The following is a 16964-nucleotide window of genomic DNA, read 5'->3' as shown; positions in this document are numbered from 1 at the left end:
CTCCCGGAACATGCGTCGCATGGGCCGCCTGAAGGCAAGGATCTATCGATGCGCTCTTTCCGTCCCGTCCAAATCATTGCGAGCATGGTCGCGGCTGCCTCGCTCGCGTTGAGTGGCTGCGCAAGCAGCGGAACTGACAACCAGCTGCCGCCCGCGGCATTCGTCTCCATGCAACAGGGACCGGGCGAAGATTACGTGATCGGTCCGCTTGACGAGCTGACAATCAAGGTTTGGCGCAATCCGGAACTCAGCGCAGAGAAAATCCAGGTTCGTCCCGACGGGCGGATCACCACGCCGCTGGTCAACGATATGCCGGCGGTGGGGAAAACGCCGGCGATGCTGTCCCAGGACATCAAGCTTCAGCTCTCGCAATATATCGAAGACCCCCTGGTCAGCGTGATCGTGACCGATTTCGCTGGCACCTTCAGCCAGCAGATCCGGGTAATCGGCGCGACCGAAAAGCCGGCGAGCATTCCATTTCGTGCCAACATGACCGTGCTTGACGCGATGATCGCGGTCGGAGGGCTGAGCGAGTTCGCTGCCGGCAACCGCGCCAAGCTGATCAGGTTCGACAAGCAGGTTGGGCGGCAACGCGAATACGCCCTGCGCCTTGGCGATCTGCTGAAAAAGGGTGAGAGCGAGGCGAACGTCATGCTTCAGCCGGGTGACGTCATCATCATCCCCGAAAGCATGTTCTGATGAACGAGATGTTCGGGGAACTGCGCGCGGCGGCGGTGTCGGTGTGGCACCGACGCTGGCTGGTGCTCGGGGTCGCGTGGGGCGTGTGCCTGCTGGGCTGGATGGCCGTCGCGATGATCCCCAACAAGTACGAATCGACAGCGCGGATCTTCGTCGAAACCGATGATGTCTTGTCCGATCAGCTGAAAATTGCGAACGGCGGCAAGGGCGAAATCGACCGTGTCCGCAAGACCCTAGCCGGCGGCGTGAACCTCGAGAAAGTCGTTCGCGGAACCGATCTGGGTGCCGACGTCGCCACTCCGCGGGAGATGGAGCAGACCGTCGCCGATCTCGCCGAAAACGTGAAGGTCGAGAGCCAGGAAGACAGCCTGTTCACGATCACGGCGCTGATCGGCAAGCCGAGCCTGTCGGACGCGCAGAACGCCAAGCTGGCGCAGGATGTCGTTCAGAAGCTGATCGATATCTTCCGCGAAGAGAACATCGCGGGCAACCGCGGCGAAGTCGCCGACACGGTTGTGTTCCTCGATCAGCAGCTAGAACAGCGCAAGGCCGAACTGGAAGCGGCCGAAGCCAAGCTTTCCGCATTTGAAGCCGCGCACCCCGATCTGGTGGGCGGCAGCAGCGCGATTTCCAGCCGTCTGGCCGCGACGCGCCAGGAAGTGCGCGGGGTCGATGCCGATCTTGCAGCGGCGCAAAGTGCGCTCGCCGCGATCAACGGGCAACTCGCCGGCACGCCGCGGATCTTAGCCGGACCGGGGGGCAGCGACGGTTCCGCGCTCGGCCAGACCCAGGCGCAACTCGCCGCGATGCAGGCGCGAGGGCTGACTGACAGTCACCCGGACGTGGTTGCGCTCAAGCGGCAGATCACGCTGCTCCAGCGGGCGGGCGGGGGACAGGCGAGCGGCATGCCCAATCCGGCGTACAGCTCCTTGATCTCGATCAAGGCGGAACGGGAAGCCAACGTCCAGGCGCTGATGGCACGCAAAGCGGCGCTTCAAGCGGACGTCAGCGGCGCGATGGCGGATCAGGCGAGCGAGCCATCCGCGTCGGCCGAAGCCAATCGCATCAGCCGCGATTACGACGTGCTCAAGAAGAAGTACGACGAGCTTCTCCAGAACCGCGAGGAAATGCGCCTCCGCGGGCAGGTGGAGGACGAACGGTCGAGCTTCAAGTTCGATGTGGTCGATCCGCCGTCGACGCCCCGCAACCCCGCATCGCCAAATCGGCCGTTGCTATTGCTTGGCGTGCTGATCCTGGGTCTCGGAGCTGGGGTGGGCTCGGCGCTTGCCTTGGGCCAGCTCCGCTCGACCTTCGCGACCACGGCCGGGTTGGAGCGCGCGCTCGACCTGCCGGTGATCGGCGCGATTTCAGAGAACCTGACGGGAGGCGCCAGGGCGCTGCGGGCCAGTCGGATGAAGCTGTTTTATGCCGCGACCGGCTCCTTGGGTGGAGTGTTCCTGGTGCTTCTGACGATCGAATTCGTCCAGCGGGGGATGGTGGCATGACCGAACACGCAAAGAGCCACCTTCCGCCGCAGGGCGACGATGCAAGCGAGGTGTCGCTGTTCGAACGCGCGAGTGGCGCTTTTGCACTGGATCCGTTTCGGGCTGCGCCAATGCCGAGCGAGCTCGCGGTGCCAGTAACAAGGCGCGTGCAGCGCACCGCCGCGCATGCCGGGTCGATTCCGGTGGCGGCAACGCCGCCCGAGCCGGGGCCGCAGTTCGAAGCCTCTGCTTCGGTCGTGCCCGAACCCGCTGCACCGGAGGCTCCATCGGCGGTTTCGCTCACGGGTCCGCGTCATCCGATTGATCGCGAGCGTCTGCGAGAGCGGGGCCTAATCGTGCCTGAAGATGGCGCAACGGCGCTGCTGGAAGAGTTTCGCATCATCAAACGACAGGTGCTCGCATCGGCGCACGCTGCCGGGGATACCGCCGCCCAGCGGGTTCTGATCTGTTCGCCCCTTCAGGGCGACGGAAAGACGTTTTGTGCCACCAACCTTGCTATCGCGATGGCGGGGGAACGTGGCGGCGAAGTGGTGCTGATCGATGCCGATTTCGCCAAGCCTTCCATCCTCGCGACACTTGGGCTGCCGTCCGCGCCCGGTCTGATGGATGCGCTGGCAGACCCGTCGCTCCGCGTCGAAGATCTTGTTTTGGCAACGGACATCGATGGACTTTTCGTGCTGCCGGCGGGGGATATGACCGCCACAGATAGCGAATGGCTTGCCAGCGCCAGAACCGCGGAAGTGCTCGACCGGTTGACCCGGGGCGCGCCTGGTCGAATGCTGGTGTTCGACAGTCCGCCCGCGCTGGCCGCCTCTCCAGCCGCGGATCTGGCGCAGCACGTGGGCCAGGCGGTTCTCGTCGCCCGTGCTGACAAGACGGGTCGAAGTGCGCTTGAGGACGCGGTGCACCTGCTGGGCGCCTGCCCGGACATAAAGCTGCTGTTGAACGCAACGCATTTCAGCCCGAGCGGACGGCGCTTCGGCACTTATTATGGGCACGAGGGGTAATGTCCGTGAAGGCATGGACCCTTGCCTCGGTCATTGGGCTGGCGGCCACAATTGCCGTGGTTCCGGCTTCCGCTCAGCAGGCGGACCAAGGCCAGCGCTCACGCAACGTGCGAACCGCCCCGTATATCGAGGCCAATCAGGTCCTGACCGCCGAACTGTCGCCGGGCAGCGACGCGGTGACTTATACGCAGGTGGCAGCCGGGGTCGATTTGAGCGTTCAGGGCCGCAACAACGGCGGCGCCGCCTCCGTTCGATTCGAACAGACGCTGGGCTACGACTCGCGGATGACCGACAGCTCGACGCTGTCCGGGGTGGCCCGCGGTTACGCCAGCGTGGTTCCTCGCGCTGTCACGGTCGAGGCCGGGGCGCTCGCCACGCGCACCCGCATCGACAGCAACGGCGGGGCCACGATCGGATCCGGACGGGATCGTGACAACGAAAGCCGCGTCTATTCAGCCTATGCCGGACCCACCGTTCACACCCGCGTCGGCGACGCGGAAGTGAACGCCAACTACAGGATCGGTTACACTCGGGCCGAAGCGCCCGAAGGGTTTGCGACCGCGCCGGGCGCGCCGTCAGTGGACGTGTTCGAAGACAGCGTGGTGCAAAGCGCTGGCGTGCACGCAGCAACGCGCGCGGGAGACGGACTGCCCGTCGGCGTCGGCGTCGGGGCCGGTTACTATCAAGAAGATATTTCGAACCTAGACCAGCGGGTGCGCGACGCACACTTCCGCGCCGACGTGAGCGTCCCATTGACCCCAGCGCTCGCCGCCGTGGCGGGGGCGGGGTACGAAAACGTGAAAATATCCAGCCGCGATGCCGTGCGGACCGCCGATGGCGCGCCGGTGATCGGAGCCGACGGCCGCTTTGTCACCGACAAGAGTGCTCCTCGCCAGCTTGCTTACGAAACCGAAGGGCTGATCTGGGATGTGGGCGTGATGTGGCGCCCCAGCCGCCGCACTCGGGCTGAGGCGCACGTCGGCAAGCGTTACGATTCAACGACCTATTATGGCAGCTTTGCGTGGGCGCCCAGCAGCCGCAGCTCGGTCAACATAGCGGTCTATGACGGCATCACCGGCTTTGGCGGGCAGTTGACCAACGCCCTGGTCGCGCTGCCGGCCGATTTCGCGGCGAACCGCAACGCAATTACCGGGGATGTAACCGGCTGCGTTGCCAGCTTGCAGGGCAGCAATTGTCTCACCGGTGTGCTCGGTTCGATCCGCTCGGCAGTGTTTCGTGGGCGGGGTATCAACGCAAGCTATGCGCGCCAAATCGGCCGCATGAGTGCCGGCGTCGGAATGGGTTACGATCGCAGCAAGTTCATCGCGGCCCCTGGCACGGTTCTCGGCAGTGCCAACGGCGTGGTGGACGAAAGTTACTGGGCAGCGGCCTACCTGTCGGGCCAGATCGACGCGCGCTCCAGCTTCAACGCCAATGCCTACGCGAACTGGCTGACCAGCGATTTTGCGGGAGCGCGGGATGCCAGCGTGATCGGCGCATCGGCCGCATACCGCCGGTATCTGCTAGACGGGCTCTCCGCCAATGCCGCGGTGGGACTGGACCACCTGAACGGATCGATTGCGGGTCAGGATCTGACTACTGCGTCGGCACTGCTCGGCCTGCGCTACGACTTCAATTGAGGGCTTGGGATAGACTGATATGTTCGACGACTTTTACGCTCTGAGCGGGCGGCCCTTTCAGCTTACCCCTGACCCGCAGTTCTTTTTCGAGAGCGCCACTCACCGCAAAGCGCTGAGCTACCTCGGCTATGGCCTATCCCAGGGGGAAGGCTTCATCGTCATCACCGGTGAAGTGGGCGCAGGCAAATCGACGCTAGTCGCGCACCTGATGCGCAAGGTCGATCCGGCCCAGCTGACTGTCGGACAGATCGTCACCAGCAACCTGGATGGTGAAGAGCTGGTCCATGTGGCCGCGCAAAGTTTTGGCCTCGACATAGATGGCCATGACAAGGCCTCTGCGCTTGCCGCGATCGAAGGCTTCCTGCACGACGAAGCGCGCGGGGGCCGCCGCTGTTTGCTGGTTGTCGACGAATCCCAAAACCTCAGGGTCGAGGCGCTGGAAGAGTTGCGCATGCTGTCAAACTTCCAGCTCGGCTCACATCCGCTGCTCCAGACCCTGCTGCTGGGCCAGCCCGAATTCAAACGGATGCTGGCTGACCATCCGGCGCTCGAACAATTACGCCAGCGCGTCATTGCCGCTCACCACCTCGAGGCAATGGGCGCCAGCGAAATCGAACCGTATGTCAGCCACCGCCTGCAGTGCGTTGGCTGGAAAGGCCACCCGGCGTTCGACCAGCGGGTTTTCGCGGAGCTTTTCGAGGCGACCGGCGGCATCCCTCGCAAGGTCAATCAGCTCATGAGTCGGCTCATGTTGCTGGGCGCGGTGGAACAGCGCACCCGGATCGACGCGGCCATGCTCGCTGCGGTCCGCAAGGAGATGGCCGGCGACAACGTCATACCGGCCGCCGTACCGCAGGCCGGCACCAGAACTGCCGTGCCCGCCGAAGAGCAGCGGCACGTTTCCACTAGTGCCGAAGGAGCAGCCCCCGCTGCTGGGATGGAGGATCTGCTCGCAGAACGTGATGCGCAGATCATGGAACTGCGCCGCGCGATTGACGAGTTGGCGAACGAGCGCCCAGCCAACGATGACTTGGCGAACAGCGAATGGTCCGCACGTTTCGAACGAATGGAGCAGCGGATCGCCGATCAGGAGGACGCCGTCCGCCACGTCCTGACCATGTTGATCGAATGGTTCGAAGATGCCTCTCCGCGCGCGGCGGCGTGACGGGCGTCGATGACCATCCCCCATTCCAGGATCGTCAACGGACTCTCGGTCGATGTCGAGGACTGGTTCCAGGTGGGCGCCTTTGAAGACGTGATCGCGCGGGACACCTGGGACAGCTTGCCGCTGCGCGTGAGCGACAACGTGCTGCGCGTCCTCGACATGTTCGCGGCGGCCGAGGTCAAGGCGACTTTCTTCACGCTCGGTTGGGTGGCGCAGCGCCATGGAGCGCTGATCCGCCGCATCGCCGAGGAAGGGCACGAGGTTGCCAGTCACGGCTGGGATCATGCGCGCGTGTTCACGCTGGATCGCAAGAGCTTCGGCGCCGATCTGAAGCGCGCGCGCCAGGCACTGGAAGATTCTTCGGGGGCGGCCGTTACCGGTTACCGGGCGCCCAGCTTCTCGATCGATCAGCGCACCCCATGGGCTTATGCCGAACTCGCCGAGCAGGGGTACGCCTACAGTTCGTCAGTCGCGCCGGTGACGCACGATCACTATGGTTGGCGGGAGGCACCTCGGTTCGCCTTCAATCCGCTGCCTTGGCACCCGCTGGTGGAGATTCCCGTGACCACCGCGATTCTTGGTGGTCGGCGCGTGGCGGCCGGCGGAGGGGGCTTTTTCCGGGTGCTGCCCTACGCCTTCAGCCGCTGGGCGATCCGGCAAGTCAATCGTCAGGACCGGCGGCCGGCGGTGTTCTACTTCCACCCCTGGGAGATCGATCCGAAGCAGCCTCGCGTGCCGAATGCCTCGGTCCGTTCCCGGTTGCGGCACTATACGAATCTCGACAAGATGGCGGGCAAGCTGGCCGAGCTGGTGCGCGAGTTCGAATGGGGCCGGATGGACGTGCTGGCTCACCGCGAGGCGGCAATCGCCGGCAGCCTTGCGGCATGAACGCGCCCTTCACTCCGATGCTGGAGACCGTCACTCTCGCCGACCTGACCGATCCGGGCGAACTCGCGCGGATCGAACGTTTCGTCGTCGAAAGGGAGGGGACCCCGTTCCATCGGCCAGCTTGGCTTCGCGCCGTCGAACGGGGGACCGGGCAGCGAGCACTCGGACTGATTGCAGAGAGGGGCGGCAACTTGACCGGTTGGCTACCGGTCACTGAAGTGCGATCGCCACTATTTCCAGCCGCACTGGTTTCGAGTGGGTTTGCGGTGGGCGGCGGCGCAATCGCCGACAGCGAATCATCAGTTCAGCGACTCACCAAAGCCGCGATCGAGCTTGCCCAACGGCTGTCCTGCGCCTCGGTCGAGCTGCGCTGCGCCGATATCGAGGAAGGATGGCGGCAGGTCACCGGCAAGCATGCGAACTTCGCGGCTCCTCTGGCGGAAAGCGACGATGCGCAGCTGCTGGCCATCCCGCGCAAACAGCGCGCCGAGGTGCGCAAAGGTCTGCAGCAGCCTTTCGCCGTCAAGGTCGGAACGAGCGATGAAGACCGGCGGATGCACTATGCCGTCTATTGCCAAAGCGTGCGCAACCTAGGCACCCCTGTATTCCCGCGTGCGCTCTTTGATGCGGTTCTGGATGGTTTCGGCTCCGCTGCCGATATCCTTACGATCTTGCTCGAAAATAAGCCGGTTGCGGCCGTTCTGACGGTTTATCACCGGGGGGTGGCGTATCCATACTGGGGTGGAGGTACCCGCGCCGCCCGCGCGTCGCGCGCGAACGAACGGCTGTATTTCGAATTGATGGGTCATGCCCGTCGGCGCGGATGCGGCACATTCGATTTCGGGCGGTCGAAGATTGGTAGCGGCGCCTTTGCCTATAAGAAGAACTGGGGCTTCACGCCTGAACCGCTGACCTATGCAGTCTGGCAAAAGCCCGGTGAAGCAGCGCGCGACATCGATCCAAACAGCGATGTGTATTCGGGCAAGATCGCGCTGTGGAAGCGTCTGCCGCTCCCGGTCGCCAACCGCTTGGGACCGATCATCGCCCGCGGGCTTGCGTGATGGGCGAGACACTGTTCATCGCTCATCGCATGCCCTTTCCGCCCGATCGGGGTGACAAGATCCGCTCGCATCACTTGCTCAAGGCAGTCGCCGAACTGGGGCCGGTGCATGTGGCGACCCTTGGCGAGAGTGCAGCCGATTTCGCCGCCGAACCGCTATTGGCTGAAGTATGCGCCAGCTATTGTCTGCAGCGGCGACCCAAGCTGATCCCGGCGGGTTTGCGCGCACTAGCGTCCGGCAAGCCCGTCAGCCTGACCGCTTTTGCCAGCGACCCTCTCCGGCAATGGATCGAGGATACGCTAGAGCAGAGAGCGATCGACACGATCTTCGTTTTTTCCGGGCAAATGGGACAATACGTGCCGCGCTCTTTCGAGGGCCGGCTGGTGGTCGACCTATGCGACGTAGATTCCGCCAAGTTCGAGGCCTACGCGCACCAGCGCACCGGCCCGCGCGCGTGGATCGACGAGCGGGAAGGGCGGTTGCTGGCAGTCGAGGAGCGCCAGCTCGCAAACCGCGCCGATACCGTTCTGCTGATCTCCGATGCAGAGGCCGCACTGTTCCGCAGCCGCACCGGCCACGTCAATGCTGACGTGGTTGCTCTTGGCAACGGTATCGACACTGACCTGTTCGATCACCAGGCAACGAAGCCTGAAGCGGCTCTGATGCAAGACCGCGGTCCGCACCTGCTGTTTACCGGGCAGATGGATTACCTGCCCAACGTCGATGCAGTCCGGCGGGCGGCCATGCAGCTGATGCCGGCGATCCGCGCGACGTACCCGTCCGCCACATTTCACATCGTGGGTCGCGCACCCTCAGCAAAAGTGCGTTCCCTTGACGGGCTGAACGGCACCCGGGTGTGGGGCGAGGTGCATGACGTGCGCCCATTCCTGGCGGCATGCAGCCTCGTACTTGCTCCGCTTGCCATTGCTCGCGGCGTGCAGAACAAGGTGCTGGAGGCGATGGCGATGGCGCGCCCGGTCGTCCTGTCTCCCGAAGCCGCGACAGGCATCAACGCGACCGATGGCGAGCACATGGCGGTAGGCAGCGACGATGCGGCGCTCATCGAACGCGTGATCGGCCTCTTAGCCAACACGATTTCGGCGCAGGCCATGGGTGCTGCGGCGCGCAAATTCGTAGTGCAGGAGAAGAGCTGGCCCACCGCTCTGGCGCCACTCGCCGGCATCATGGGCCGGGCTGCGCAGCGCGATCGCCATGCCGCCTGACAGCTCGACCTTCCGCCCGGCAGCAGTCGCCAATAATGATCGGAAATCGCTGCTGCTGCGCCTCGCCGCAGGATGGGTCGCGCTGTTCGTACTGACCGCGCGTGAGTGGGGCGAGATGGCGCACCAATGGTGGAACAGCGATACTTACGCGCACATTCTGCTGATTCCGCCGATTCTCGTGTGGCTGATCTGGCTGCGGCGGACCGAGTTATCCAGGTCCAGCCTCTCGGCCTTCGTCCCCGGACTTGGCCTGCTTTGCGGCAGCCTTTTGATCTGGTTGTGCGGCCGAGCGGCAGGAATTAATCTTGTCGCTCAGTTTGGCGCCGTCGCCGCGATGTCCGCTACCGTGATGACCATCTGCGGGATGCGGGTGATGCTTCTGTCGGCGTTCCCGGTCGCCTACTCGCTGTTCCTGGTGCCATTCGGGGATGAGATCATCGCGCCCCTGCAGCAATTGACCGCACGCATCGCAGTGGCCTTGACCCATGCGAGCGGGGTCCCCGCGATCTCAAACGGGTTGTTCATCGATACGCCTGCGGGGCGCTTTGTCGTTGCCGAGGAATGCTCCGGCGTGAAATTTCTCATCGCGATGGTCGCGCTCGCCACGCTGGTTGCCTGGACCTCCTTTACCAGCTGGAAGAGGCGCGTGATCTTCGTCCTTGCCGCGGCGTGCGTATCGGTAGTGGCAAACGGGGTACGCGCATGGGCAACCATCTTTGTGGCCCAGTACATCGGCGCCGAGCGCGCCGGGGGCTTCGATCACATCGTCTATGGCTGGGTGTTTTTCGCTCTCGTGATCGCGCTTGTGCTGGGAGTCGGGTGGCGGTTCATCGACCGCGATCCGGCGAATGCCGGGCTTTCGGCGACCGAGGCCGACGCGATCGCCCAGCGATTTCCCGCGGGTGTAATCGCACCGGACCTCGCGGTCGTGCTGGTCTGCGTGATCGCCGCAGCTTTTGCCGTTCTTGTGCGCCTGATCTAGGGCCGGCGGCATGTGCGGAATTGCGGGGATATTTCATTGCGGCACGCCCAAGCCGGTCGATCCGGCGCGGGTGACCAAGATGTGCGATGCAATCGCGCACCGCGGGCCTGATGGCGCAGGGGTGTGGAGTGCGCCGGGCGTAGCGTTGGGCCACCGCCGGCTGTCGATCATCGATCTGGCGGGGTCGCCGCAGCCCATGGCCTCGCCCGATCGTCGGGCCATGTTGGTATTCAATGGCGAGATCTACAATTTCCGCGAGGTGCGCCGCGAGCTTGAAGGGCTGGGTGCCCGCTTTGACACCCACGGAGACAGCGAGGTCATCCTGGCGGCCTGGCAGCAATGGGGACCGCGGTGCCTCGACAAGCTGCACGGAATGTTCGCGTTTGCCATCTATGATACGGAGCGGCGAGAGTTGTTCCTGGCTCGCGACCGGCTGGGCGTGAAACCCCTTTTCACAGCCATGCTCAGCGATGGCAGCCTGGCTTTCGCTTCGGAACTCAAGGGACTTCTCGCCCACCCGTTGCTGCGCCGCTCGGTCGATCCGCTTGCGGTCGAAGACTACCTCACCTGGGGGTACGTGCCCGACCATCGCTCGATCTTGGCGGGAGTGGAGAAGCTGTCGGCGGGACACTACCGACTGCTGAAACACGATGCACCTCCGGCGGGCCCCGTTCGGTGGTGGGACGTTTCGTTCGCTGATCGGCGGAAGGACAAGGCGGCCGACCTTGAGGCCGAACTTCTCTTTCACCTGCGGGAGGCTGTCAGCAGCCGCATGGTCGCCGACGTGCCGCTCGGCGCGTTCCTCTCCGGCGGGGTCGACAGCTCCAGCGTGGTCGCGTTGATGGCGGAGGTTTCGTCCGCTCCGGTGCGAACCTGTTCGATCGGTTTCGACGAAGCATCGCTCGACGAGACAGCCTATGCCCGGCAGATTGCCGAAAGGTTCGCCACCGATCACCGCGAGCGGATCGTTTCGGCGGATGAGTTCGGCGAGATCGATCGGCTTGCGGCCATGTTCGACGAACCCTTCGCCGACGCTTCCGCGCTGCCCACTCTGCGCGTGTGCGAACTAGCGCGCGAGACGGTTACGGTCGCGCTGTCGGGAGATGGGGCGGATGAAGCTTTCGCAGGTTACCGCCGCCACCGGTTCCACGCCGCTGAGGAACGGGCCCGGGCTGTATTGCCGCAATCGGTGCGCTCATCCGTCTTCGGCGCGCTGGGCCGCGCCTGGCCGAAGGCGGATTGGGCGCCGCGTGCCTTTCGCGCCAAGAGCACTTTCCAATCGCTCGCTGCATTCGGGGAAGAGGGTTATGCGCGCGGCCTTTCGGTGACCGCCCCTGAACTGCGCAATCAGTTATACAGAGATGCCTTCCGCAGTGGCTTAGGAGGCTACCAGGCGGAGCGCCCCTTCGTCGATCTGATGCGCAATGCGCCCGCCCGATCCGGCCTTGACCGGGCACAGTATGCGGATCTCAAGTTTTGGCTGCCCGGTGACATCCTGACGAAAACCGATCGCACCAGCATGGCGGTGAGCCTTGAAGCGCGAGAGCCGCTGCTCGATCATCGCCTCATCGAATTCGCGGCGGCACTCCCGGAGAACCTGCGCATCCGCCGGGGGCAGGGCAAATGGCTGCTGAAGCACACGATGGAGCGCTACCTGCCGCGAGAGGTGCTCTACCGGCCCAAGCAGGGCTTCGTTACGCCGATCGCGCAGTGGCTGCGCGGTCCGTTGGCGAGCGAGGCGCGCGCGATCGCTCGCGGTGCCTCGCTCGCCCGTACGGGGTGGTTCGATAGCGCGAGGATTTCTACGCTTGCAGAAGCGCACATCTCCGGCCGTAGCGATCACTCTCGCCTGCTGTGGCAGCTTCTGATGCTCGACCGCTCGCTCTCGCGGCTCGGCGTCGTCTAGCGGCTGTCGACCAGCACCAACTCGACGTCGTCGAGCGCTTCGACCGTGATCTCGCTCTCGCCCGTGATCGCCACGCCATCGCGAGCAGACGCCTGGAGCCCGTTCACTCGCACCTGGCCGTTGACCGGCACGAGATACAGATGCCGGGCCTCATCAGCCATATAGCGCACGGTTTCCCCAGCGCCGAGCGTGGCCGCCAGGACCTTCGCATCGGCACGAATGGGAAGTGCATCGTCAACATCGGGTGTGCCGCTGGCGAGCGTGACCCAACTGCCGCTGCGCTCCCCGCGCGGAAATTCGCGCGCTCCCCAACTCGGCTGTTCACCGGCGCGATCGGGCATGATCCACAGCTGGAACAGCGTCGTTTCGTCGTCTTCGAGGTTGTATTCGGCGTGAGTGATGCCCGTGCCGGCACTCATCACCTGGACATCGCCGGCGCCAGTCCGGCCGCGGTTACCAAGCGAGTCCTGATGCGTGATCGCTCCGGAATGTACGAACGTAACGATTTCCATGTCCCGGTGCGGGTGAGGGGGGAAACCGCTCTTCGCCGCGATCCGGTCATCGTTCCACACGCGCAGTGCGCCCCAGCCCATGCGCTGCGGATCATGATAGTCGGAAAAACTGAAGTGATAACGGGTTTCAAGCCAGCCATGGTCGCGGTGCGCCAGGCTCGCCTTTGGTCGAATGTCGATCATCGAAAATCAGTCCACCTCGGCGGGATGTTAACGCCGGAATGTAGGATATGTGGCGCCGCCCGAGCGCACCTTCAACCCGCGAGCCCGTGCCCGCGCGCCATGTAGTCGGCGCTGCGCATCTCTTCCAACCGGCTGACCGTCCGCGCAAATTCGAAGCTGCCTGGTCCGACTGGGTAAAGGTCCCCTGGCTCACCGGCGGCGGTGGCGAACAGCTTGACGCTGTTTTCGTAGAGCGCATCGACTAGCTTCGTGAACCGCAGCGCTTGGTCCCGGTTGTCGAGACCCATTAGCGGAATGCCGACAACGATCACGGTGTGATACGCGTGAGCGATCGCGAGGTAATCGGCGGCCCCGCGGTTTTCGCCGCACAGCCGTTTGAAGCTGAAAACCCCGACACCCTTCAGACTTTTGGGCACTTGCAGGGAACGCCCGCCGCCGAGGTCGAGCTGAGCGCTTGGTACGTGGTCCGCGTCTTCCGGGTTGTAATCGGTCAGCCGGAAAAACGCCTCTCGCACGCTGGCCGTGGCGGCATCGCCCAGCGGTGCATGCCAGGTCGAAATGCCCGCAAGGCGCTCGAGCCGATAATCGGTCGGCCCATCTAGGGGGATCACGTCGAGTTGATTTTCGACCAGCGCGATGAACGGCAGGAACAGCGACCGGTTGAGCCCGTCCTTGTACAGGTCATGTGGGGGCCGGTTGCTGGTGGTCACGATCGTGACACCCTGATCCACCATCAGCGCGGTGAACAGCCGCGCCATGATCGCCGCATCCGCCGTGTTGGTCACGACCATCTCATCGAAGGCAAGGCAGCGCAGGTCTCGGGCGATCCGGGCTGCTGTGGGAGCGATGGGGTCGCCTGCCTCTCTGGCCCGCTCATCCCTGATCAGGCTATCCACCTCCAGCATGAACGCGTGAAAGTGCGTTCGCCGTTTGTCGGGGATCGCGAGTGTCTCGACGAACAGGTCCATCAGCATCGACTTGCCGCGGCCTACTCCGCCCCACAGATAAATTCCGCGCGGGAGCGACGGCTTGCGTCCGAACAGCTTGCCTAGAAGCCCTGCTTCGACAGGAGCCTCGAGTTGATCTTGCAGCCGGGCCAATGCCGTCACAGCGGTTCGCTGATCGACATCCGGCTGCAATTCGCCTGCTGCGACGAGCGCGTCATACCGCGCCGACAGCCCGCTCATTTCTTCGACGCTTTGCGCACCAGCCCGGAAAAGGCCGCGACCAGGCGGTAATCCTGAACCACATCGCCGCGCAGGAACAGCATCCGCCCTGTCTCCCGCAGGACTTCCACCACCGCATCAAGTGGCTCATCGGGTCGTCCGGCGCCGATGAACTGGGTGGAAAGCTCCAACGTCACGGCCGGTCCCGCGTCGCCTTCGGTCCGCATCGCCGCGAACAGGGACACATCGATGAGCGACAAGGTTATCGCTCCGTGGATCATGTCCTGCAGGTTGGTATGCTTGCGTTCCGGGAACATCCGCAGGCGGCATTTGTCGCCTTCCACGCGAACGATCATCTCGCCAAGAACGACTGAGTTGAACCGCGTGTCATCGCGCAACCGCCAGGTCTTCCAGCCCGGATGTTCCGGGTGATCGCGGTGATCGAAGACCGCGCTGTCCCCGTCCACGTCAGGCGTGCTTTTCGACCTGCAGCTTCTTGATCTCGGCGATCGCCTTGGCCGGGCTCAACCCCTTGGGGCAGACGTTGGCGCAGTTCATGATCGTGTGGCAGCGATAGAGGCGGAAGGGGTCTTCCAGCTGCTCCAGCCGCTCGCCGGTCATCTCGTCGCGGCTGTCGGCGAGCCAGCGGTACGCCTGCAACAGGATCGCGGGCCCGAGGAAGCGGTCGGAGTTCCACCAGTAACTGGGGCAGGAGCTGGAGCAGCATGCGCACAGGATGCACTCATAGAGCCCATCGAGCCGTTCGCGCTGCTCCGGAGTCTGCAGCCGTTCCTTGTTCGAGGGAGTGGGCGTGACGGTCTGCAGCCACGGCTTGATGGACGCGTACTGGGCGTAGAAATGCTTGAAGTCCGGCACCAGGTCTTTGACCACCTGCATCGCCGGCAGCGGCGTGATCTTCACGTCGCCATCGAGATCTTCCATCGCAGTCGTGCAGGCCAGTCCGTTGCGGCCGTTCATGTTCATCGAACACGATCCACAGATCCCCTCGCGGCAGGACCGGCGGAAGGTCAAAGTGGGGTCGATCTCGTTCTTGATCTTGATCAGCGCATCCAGAACCATCGGACCGCAGTCGTCCAGATCGATCTGGAACGTGTCATAACGCGGGTTCTCTCCGCTTTCCGGATCGAAGCGATAAATCTTGAACGATTTGACGCGGCTGGCGCCCGCCGCCTGATGCGCGCGACCCTTTCCGGTAATCTTCGAATTCTTGGGCAGCGTGAAGGTGGCCATCGTCGGCATTCCTCGGGTCAAGGGATCGTGGCCTATCTAGCGCCTCGCTGGCCGAGGGCAAGGCCGCCACGCGGGACCGGACCATCTTCAACCGTCTTTCGGACGGCGCGCTTCCCCTCAGCCGCGTTTGCCCCTAGGGGGCCGCAGCCCGATGAGCGACGCCGCTATTCCCCCCGAGACCGTCGACAGCCGCCGCGTTGCGCGCGGACTCGGCTCGACGATCCTCGCCCGAATGGGTGCGGTAGTGGAGATCGTGGCGCAGCCGCTCTACGTGCTGATGTTCGGTCTCGCCGGGTACGGGATGTACGCGGTGATGTGGTCGACGATCAATCTGATCGAAAATATCTGCGACCTCGGAATGACCAGCGCGATGCAGCGTACCGTGCCCAAGGCCGCGAGCGATGCCGATGCGGCAGAGGCTCTGCGCACCGCGCTGCTGTTCGGCGTCGGCCCCTGTCTGGCGGTCGCTTGCCTGATTTCGCTCTACGCCCACGATCTGGCGCCGCTGCTTAACGTAGCGGAACAGGACGAGCATCTGTTGATCCCGGCGGTGCGCATATTCGTCTGGACCCTGCCGCTATGGGCTTTTGTCGAAGTCGCGACCTCAGCTTTGCGGGCTCGCATGGTGTTCGGCGCAGAGATTCGGCTGCGGATCGTGTGGGAGCAGATCATCAGGCTGGTGCTGGCGGGACTGTTCTTCTTCCTGGGGATGGGCCTGAAGGGCCTGTTCATCGCCCACATCATCTCGCTGGCTATCACTGCCGGGCTCTGCGTACGGTTGCTGAGACAGTATTACCGGCTTGACCTGCTGTTTGCCGGCAAGTGGTGGGGAGACTGCGCGCGGCACACGCTGCTCGCGGGCTTGTCTGTCCTGCCGAGCAATATCGTCGCGCGTATGTTTAGCGAATCTCCAACGCTTATCCTCAACCAGTTGCTGCCGGGCGCTGCCGGCGCGAGCGCCTCAGGGCTGTTCACCATCGCACGCAAGCTATCGAGCGTTGTGCAACTGGTCAGGGTCGCCTTCGTGTATGTCATGGCGCCCCTCGCGGCGAGTGCCGAGCGGACCGACCGGGCACAGGTGGCATCGATCTACAGCTATGCGGTGCGGGTGATCGTGGCGATTGCGTTCCCGCTCGCGGCCGTAATAGGGGGCGGCCGCTATTCCATCCTAAGCCTGTTTGGAAAGCAGGCGGACGTGGCTGCCGCGGCCGTGGTCATCCTGGTGTTTGCCCGCGCGCTCGAGGCGATGCTGGGCATTTCGTTGCCGGTTCTGCAGGTCATCGCTCATTACAAGCACCAGATCACCGCCAGCGTGTTTGGACTGGCGGTGGCGATCCTCGCAGGACGCGAGCTGGTCGGGCCGCTCGATCCCATCACCGGTATCACGCTGGCCATGGCGATCGGGTTCGTCACGATGGCGACGATCCCGATGATCCAGCTCTACCTGACCGAGAATCTGCATCCGTTTGATCGGCGGTTTCCCCGGGTTATCGTCGTCGTCACTGCGATTGCGGTGACGGCGGGCGTGGTTGCCGATGTCGTGGATATCGCGTTTGTCGACGAGGTCGCGATCCCGCTGATCATCGCAATCGGCGCTGCGTCCATCTGGACATCTTTGCGCCTTGCGCTTCCGCTGGATGACCGCGCTTCGCTGGGCAAGCTGGCGGTGCGGTTGCGGCTCGTTCCGCCAGGCACCCCGGTTCAGTGAGAGATGCTACGGCTCAGCCGCAGTTGAGCTGGCCCAGACTATCGTGAGGTCTCCCCCGGTCCTTCACT

The 16964-nt window shown here is 64.1% G+C and carries 15 protein-coding genes; 11 read left to right on the top strand and 4 right to left on the bottom strand.

The features are described 5' to 3' along the window. Window positions 1–48: 48 nt before the first annotated feature. Genes C0V74_RS02345 through C0V74_RS02300 form a run of 10 tightly spaced genes read left to right on the top strand, consistent with a single transcriptional unit; the run spans window position 49 to window position 12076 of the window. The gene (locus C0V74_RS02345; protein WP_168194130.1) at window positions 49–699 is read left to right on the top strand and encodes an XrtA/PEP-CTERM system exopolysaccharide export protein; all 651 of its coding nucleotides are present in this window, start codon (window positions 49–51) and stop codon (window positions 697–699) included. Beyond that, on the top strand, window positions 699–2204 hold the full coding sequence (locus tag C0V74_RS02340) for an XrtA system polysaccharide chain length determinant (protein ID WP_143250449.1): 1506 nt from the start codon (window positions 699–701) through the stop codon (window positions 2202–2204). The genes C0V74_RS02345 and C0V74_RS02340 overlap by 1 nt, the downstream gene beginning before the upstream one ends. Next, complete coding sequence (locus tag C0V74_RS02335; RefSeq protein WP_143250448.1) at window positions 2201–3211, top strand: capsular biosynthesis protein; 1011 nt, start codon at window positions 2201–2203, stop codon at window positions 3209–3211. Before C0V74_RS02340 ends, C0V74_RS02335 begins: the two co-directional genes overlap by 4 nt. Beyond that, window positions 3211–4851 carry a preprotein translocase subunit YajC gene (locus tag C0V74_RS02330; RefSeq protein ID WP_246844931.1) on the top strand — a complete coding sequence of 547 codons (1641 nt, stop codon included), beginning with the start codon at window positions 3211–3213 and terminating at the stop codon, window positions 4849–4851. The genes C0V74_RS02335 and C0V74_RS02330 overlap by 1 nt, the downstream gene beginning before the upstream one ends. 19 nt (window positions 4852–4870) lie before the next feature. Continuing rightward, the gene (locus C0V74_RS02325) at window positions 4871–6016 is read left to right on the top strand and encodes an XrtA/PEP-CTERM system-associated ATPase (protein ID WP_143250447.1); all 1146 of its coding nucleotides are present in this window, start codon (window positions 4871–4873) and stop codon (window positions 6014–6016) included. A 9-nt stretch (window positions 6017–6025) separates the two neighbouring features. Continuing rightward, window positions 6026–6904, top strand: coding sequence for an XrtA system polysaccharide deacetylase (locus C0V74_RS02320; RefSeq protein WP_210413431.1), 879 nt, complete (start codon window positions 6026–6028; stop codon window positions 6902–6904). Beyond that, on the top strand, window positions 6841–7965 hold the full coding sequence (locus C0V74_RS02315; protein WP_349236019.1) for a FemAB family XrtA/PEP-CTERM system-associated protein: 1125 nt from the start codon (window positions 6841–6843) through the stop codon (window positions 7963–7965). The genes C0V74_RS02320 and C0V74_RS02315 overlap by 64 nt, the downstream gene beginning before the upstream one ends. Next, entirely contained in the window at window positions 7965–9188 is a 1224-nt protein-coding gene (locus C0V74_RS02310) for a TIGR03087 family PEP-CTERM/XrtA system glycosyltransferase (RefSeq protein ID WP_143250445.1), read from the top strand. Before C0V74_RS02315 ends, C0V74_RS02310 begins: the two co-directional genes overlap by 1 nt. Further along, window positions 9178–10170, top strand: a complete 993-nt coding sequence (xrtA, locus tag C0V74_RS02305; protein ID WP_143250444.1) for an exosortase A — start codon at window positions 9178–9180, stop codon at window positions 10168–10170. The genes C0V74_RS02310 and xrtA overlap by 11 nt, the downstream gene beginning before the upstream one ends. A 10-nt stretch (window positions 10171–10180) precedes the next feature. Beyond that, the gene (locus C0V74_RS02300) at window positions 10181–12076 is read left to right on the top strand and encodes an XrtA/PEP-CTERM system amidotransferase (protein ID WP_143250443.1); all 1896 of its coding nucleotides are present in this window, start codon (window positions 10181–10183) and stop codon (window positions 12074–12076) included. Here the strand turns inward: C0V74_RS02300 and C0V74_RS02295 are convergent. The 4 genes from C0V74_RS02295 to C0V74_RS02280 form a co-directional block, all read right to left on the bottom strand. Beyond that, a complete protein-coding gene (locus C0V74_RS02295; protein WP_143250442.1) occupies window positions 12073–12771 on the bottom strand; it encodes a pirin family protein in 699 nt (232 codons plus the stop codon). The genes C0V74_RS02300 and C0V74_RS02295 overlap by 4 nt on opposite strands. 71 nt (window positions 12772–12842) lie before the next feature. Further along, entirely contained in the window at window positions 12843–13958 is a 1116-nt protein-coding gene (gene zapE / locus C0V74_RS02290) for a cell division protein ZapE (protein WP_143250441.1), read from the bottom strand. Continuing rightward, window positions 13955–14404: a PaaI family thioesterase gene (locus C0V74_RS02285; protein WP_246844930.1), complete on the bottom strand. Its 450-nt coding sequence runs from the start codon at window positions 14402–14404 to the stop codon at window positions 13955–13957. The genes zapE and C0V74_RS02285 overlap by 4 nt, the downstream gene beginning before the upstream one ends. A gap of 1 nt (window position 14405) precedes the next feature. Then, complete coding sequence (locus C0V74_RS02280) at window positions 14406–15188, bottom strand: succinate dehydrogenase iron-sulfur subunit (RefSeq protein ID WP_131625607.1); 783 nt, start codon at window positions 15186–15188, stop codon at window positions 14406–14408. Between the two features lie 151 nt (window positions 15189–15339). Here C0V74_RS02280 and C0V74_RS02275 point away from each other — a divergent pair, with 151 nt between their 5' ends. After that, window positions 15340–16896, top strand: a complete 1557-nt coding sequence (locus tag C0V74_RS02275; protein WP_143250440.1) for an oligosaccharide flippase family protein — start codon at window positions 15340–15342, stop codon at window positions 16894–16896. Window positions 16897–16964 lie beyond the last annotated feature (68 nt).

The organism is Altererythrobacter sp. TH136, from assembly GCF_007065885.1.
Classification (GTDB): Bacteria; Pseudomonadota; Alphaproteobacteria; order Sphingomonadales; family Sphingomonadaceae; genus Tsuneonella.
This window is presented reverse-complemented; position numbering and strand designations above follow the sequence as displayed.